The sequence below is a fragment of the Atribacterota bacterium genome, assembly GCA_028703475.1.
Classification (GTDB): domain Bacteria; phylum Atribacterota; class Phoenicimicrobiia; order Phoenicimicrobiales; family Stramentimicrobiaceae; genus JAQVMU01.
Genome location: JAQVMU010000094.1, coordinates 1 through 4,805 on the forward strand (window position 1 = coordinate 1; position 4,805 = coordinate 4,805).

General features: G+C 35.6%; 4 protein-coding genes. All 4 read left to right on the plus strand.

Annotated features, from left to right (window positions below; translation table 11 throughout):
* Window positions 1–89: 89 nt before the first annotated feature.
* Window positions 90–1,295 carry an argininosuccinate synthase gene (locus PHQ99_07820; protein ID MDD4289477.1) on the plus strand — a complete coding sequence of 402 codons (1,206 nt, stop codon included), beginning with the start codon at window positions 90–92 and terminating at the stop codon, window positions 1,293–1,295.
* Window positions 1,296–1,304: 9 nt separating this feature from the next.
* Window positions 1,305–2,681, plus strand: a complete 1,377-nt coding sequence (gene argH / locus PHQ99_07825) for an argininosuccinate lyase (GenBank protein MDD4289478.1) — start codon at window positions 1,305–1,307, stop codon at window positions 2,679–2,681.
* 117 nt (window positions 2,682–2,798) lie between these two features.
* Window positions 2,799–3,281 carry a MarR family transcriptional regulator gene (locus tag PHQ99_07830; GenBank protein MDD4289479.1) on the plus strand — a complete coding sequence of 161 codons (483 nt, stop codon included), beginning with the start codon at window positions 2,799–2,801 and terminating at the stop codon, window positions 3,279–3,281.
* A gap of 122 nt (window positions 3,282–3,403) precedes the next feature.
* On the plus strand, window positions 3,404–4,805 hold a 1,402-nt coding region (locus tag PHQ99_07835; protein ID MDD4289480.1), incomplete at its 3' end, for an HAD-IC family P-type ATPase.

Below are 4,805 nucleotides of genomic sequence, written 5' to 3' on the forward strand. Positions count from 1 at the left end.
TATAGTGTTTTTAATATTCAGAAAAGCCAGAGGTATCATTTAAAAATAAATTAAAAGAAATAATATAAGGAATGAGGAGATTTTTTAAAATGAAAAAATACAAAAAAATTGTACTGGCATATTCAGGAGGTTTGGATACCTCGATTGCTATTAAATGGTTAAAGGAAAACTACTGCGACGAAGTTATTGCTGTGGCAGTGGATGTAGGACAGGAAAGTGATTTAGAATTTGTAAAAGAGAAAGCATTAAAAGTTGGTGCAGCAAAGTCTTATGTGGTAGATGCCAAAGAAGAATTTGCCAGAGAATATGCTTTACGGGGTTTGCAGGCAGGCGCTGTTTATGAACAGCATTACCCCTTAGCAACTGCTTATTCCAGACCGCTGATATCAAAGATATTAGTTGATTATGCCCAAAAAGAAGATGCCCAGGCAGTGTCCCATGGAAGTACCGGAAAAGGGAATGATCAGGTTCGATTTGAGGTATCAACTGCTGCCTTAAATCCGGATCTGGAGGTTGTTGCACCGGCAAGAGAATGGGGATTTACCCGGGAAGAAGAAATAGAATATGCAAAAAAGTATAATATTCCAATTCCGGTAGATGTTAATAATCCTTACAGTATAGATCAGAATTTATGGGGAAGATCCTGTGAGTGTGGTGTTCTGGAAGACCCCTGGGTAGAGCCTCCTAAGGAAGCTTTTGAGTGGACTGTAGGAATTGAAGATGCTCCAAATAAGCCCACATATCTTGAGATTTATTTTGAGAAGGGAGTTCCCTTAAGTATCAATGAAGAAAATTTTGAGTTATCAAAACTTATCTCCAAATTAAATAAGATTGGAGGAGCAAATGCAGTAGGCCGTGTAGATATGGTGGAAAATAGATTAGTTGGAATTAAGTCAAGAGAGACTTATGAATGTCCCGGAGCAACTATTTTGTTGAATGCCTATAGCGCTTTGGAAAGTTTAGTTTTTCCGGGAGACTTAGCTCATTTTAAACAAATAATTTCTCTTAAATATGCAGAACTTACTTATAACGGACTCTGGTTTTCTGCTCTAAGAGAGGCCTTAGACGGATTTGTAGGCGTTATTAAAGAACAGGTTACAGGAATGGTAAAAGTAAAATTAATAAAAGGACAATGCATAGTAGTTGGCAGGAAATCACCAAATTCACTTTATGACTTTAATCTTGCTACCTATGATAAAGGTGATACCTTTAACCAGGACTTTGCCAAAGGTTTTATTCATCTATGGGGTTTACCGAGCAAAGTCTATTCATCAGTTAATAGAAAAAATGAATAGGAGTTTTTTATGAAAAAATTATGGGGCGGTAGATTCAAAAAAGATATAAGCGATACTATGCTGGATTTTGTATCTTCGATTAGTTTTGATAAAAAATTAGTTAAATATGATATTCAGGGTAGTATTGCTCATGCTAAAATGCTGAAAAAATGTAAAATTATTGCCGATAATGAAGCCAATCAAATAATTAGAGGATTGAATATTATTTTGAATGAAGTTAATACCGGGGAATTAACTGTTGATGACCAGGCTGAAGATATACACACCTGGGTAGAGAACCAGTTAATGAAGAAAATTGGGAACATCGCCGGAAAGCTTCATACCGCCCGAAGTCGCAATGACCAGGTTGCTTTAGACGAGAGGATGTATTTAAAAGAAGAAATAATAGTAATTAAGCAAAATTTAAAGTCTTTACAGGAAGCTCTGTTAATTGCTGCTCAAAATTATCTGGGAGTAATTATGCCAGGCTTTACCCATATGCAGCATGCCCAGCCGATACTCTTCTCTCATCATCTGCTGGCTTATTTTTTTAAATTCAATAGAGACAGAGAAAGATTAATAGATTTGTTTAAAAGAGTGGATGTTCTGCCTTTAGGTTCTGCCGCTTTAGGCGGAACATCTTACCCGATAGACCGGCATTTTGTAGCAAAGGAACTTGATTTTAACGCAGTATCTCCAAATAGTCTTGATGGAGTCAGTGACCGGGATTTTATTATAGAATTTTTGTCCGATGCATCAATGATAATGATGCATCTCAGCCGATTTAGTGAAGAAATAATCCTTTGGTCTTCTCAGGAGTTTGATTTTATTGAGCTGGATGATTCTTTTTGCACCGGAAGCAGTATTATGCCACAAAAGAAAAACCCTGATGCTGCAGAATTAATCAGAGGCAAAACGGGAAGGATATATGGCCACCTGATTACCCTGCTTACTCTTATGAAGTCTTTGCCCCTTGCTTATAATCATGATATGCAGGAAGATAAAGAACCATTATTTGATTCTGTTGATATTTTAAAAAAGTCTATTCTTATAATGACCGGGATGATTTCTACTATGCAGGTAAAATCAGATAATATGAAGAAAAGTATTAGCGGTGATTTTTCCAATGCTACTGAATTGGCAGATTATCTGGTTAAAAAAGGGTTACCCTTCCGGGATGCTCATCGGGTAGTAGGAGAAATTGTACTTTATTGTATTGATAAAAAGAAAAGCATAGAACAATTAAATCTGGAAGAATTACATGGTTTCCAGTCTACCTTTCAGAAAGATGTATTAACAATTTTGAGTCCTGAAGATGTTGTAAATTCGAAAATATCTTATGGCGGTACGTCTATACAAGCAGTAAAATGTGCTATAAAAGAGGCAGTAAGATTATTAGAAGATTAACATATAAACTTTAACTCAAAGCATAATAACCATACATTGACTTTATCAATAATAAATCGTATTATTACATTATTAAATGTGCGATAATCGTAATATATTTTTAATAATGGGAAAAATATGAAAAACATGCAAGAAGAAAAAAATAATCTTGCCTCTGAAATTAATGATTTATTTTTACAGCTTACTGAATTTTTATGGGAGCATGTATCAGGCAGTCAAATTTCCTCTGAGCGAGCTTCCTTTAGCATTACTGAACATTATCTTATCGAATTTTTAGGAAAAGAATCATTTGCTTCCATGAGTAAACTCTCTCAAATATTTCACGTAGCTCCCACTACTATGACCAGTATTGTTGACCGGTTAGTACAACGCGGTTATATAAAAAGACGACGTGCCCAGGAAGATAGAAGAAAGGTTTTAGTTGCACTTTCAGACAAGGGAATGAAATTCTATCTTTTTCATCGATATGAATCATTGGAATTTTATGCACAATATTTATCCAGGTTACCTGATAAGGGAGTAGATTTCCGCAAGAGTTTACATGAAATACAGCGGAATCTTGAATATCTCAGGGATTATATCAAAAAAAACCAGTATTAAATATACTTTTTTATTAATAATGATTTTTATATTAACTACTAACTAAAAGTAGTTATAAAATAAAAATTATAACTCATCTTACGATAATTTTAATTCAATTTTCAGAGGTGCAAAAATAAAAAATGGCAGAAACAAATACTAAAATAAAAAAACAAGAGTTAAAAAGATATTATTCAAAATCCATTCAGGAAATAGAATCAGAACTTGATACCTCTTTAAATACAGGTTTAACTGATGTAAAAGTGAAAGCACGTTTGGAAAAATTTGGTCCCAATCAATTAAGGGAGGGTAAAGGAAGAACTGTATGGGATATGCTGTTAGAGCAATTTAAAGATGTATTAATCATTATTTTGTTAGCCTCTGCTGTTGTTTCTGTCGTATTAGGGGAAGTAACTGATGCTATAGTAATTGCAATTATCGTCATATTAAATGCAATTATGAGTGTTATTCAGGAATTTAAGGCAGAAAAATCGTTGGATGCCTTAAAAAAAATGACTGTTCCTGAAACACTGGTTGTAAGAGATGGTCGGCAAAAAAAGATTCAATCAACACAATTGGTACCCGGGGATGTAGTACTTTTAGAATCCGGTGACAGAATTCCCGCAGATTTACGTTTAGTTGAAGTAACAGAGATGCGTATTCAGGAATCTGTCTTGACTGGAGAATCAGAGGCAGTAGAAAAAAATATTGAGGCAATAAAGGCAAAGGAAACATCTCTTGGAGATCGTGTTAATATGGCTTATATGGGGACATCTGTAATTGCCGGAAGAGGTAAGGGTATAGTTGCAGGTACCGGTATGGATACTGAAATGGGACAGATTGCCGGTATGTTACAGGAACAAAAACAGGAATTAACTCCTCTGCAAAAAAAATTAAACCAGGTTGGTAAAAACCTTGGAATAATTATCTTATTTGTTATAGCAATTGTAGTTTTATTGGGATGTCTGCGGGGAATTGAATTCTTTGATATGTTTATGACAGGTATTTCCCTGGCAGTTGCGGCAGTTCCGGAGGGATTGCCTGCAGTAGTGACAATTGTGCTGGCTTTAGGTGTGCAACAGATGATAAAAAGAAATGCTATAATCAGGCGACTGCCCGCGGTAGAAACATTAGGGGCAACTACAGTAATATGTTCGGACAAAACCGGAACCCTAACCCAAAACCAGATGACCGTCCAAAAGGTAGTTATGGTTAACAGAGAGATTGATGTGGAAGGCTCGGGTTATGAACCTTTTGGAAAATTCAAGGAAGGTGATAAAGCTATACAGCCCGGTGATGAAAAGTCATTATCTCTTTTATTAAAAGCTGCTGCCCTTTGCAATAATTCATCCCTGAGACAGGATGATGAAAACCAGCATTGGGATATAATCGGTGATCCAACGGAGGGAGCCCTAATTGTTACAGCTGCCAAAGCCGGATACCAAAAAGAGGGATTGGAAAATAAATACCCTCGTTTAAAAGAACTACCCTTTGATTCAGACAGAAAAAGAATGTCAACTATTCACAAAACCCCTGAGGGGAAAA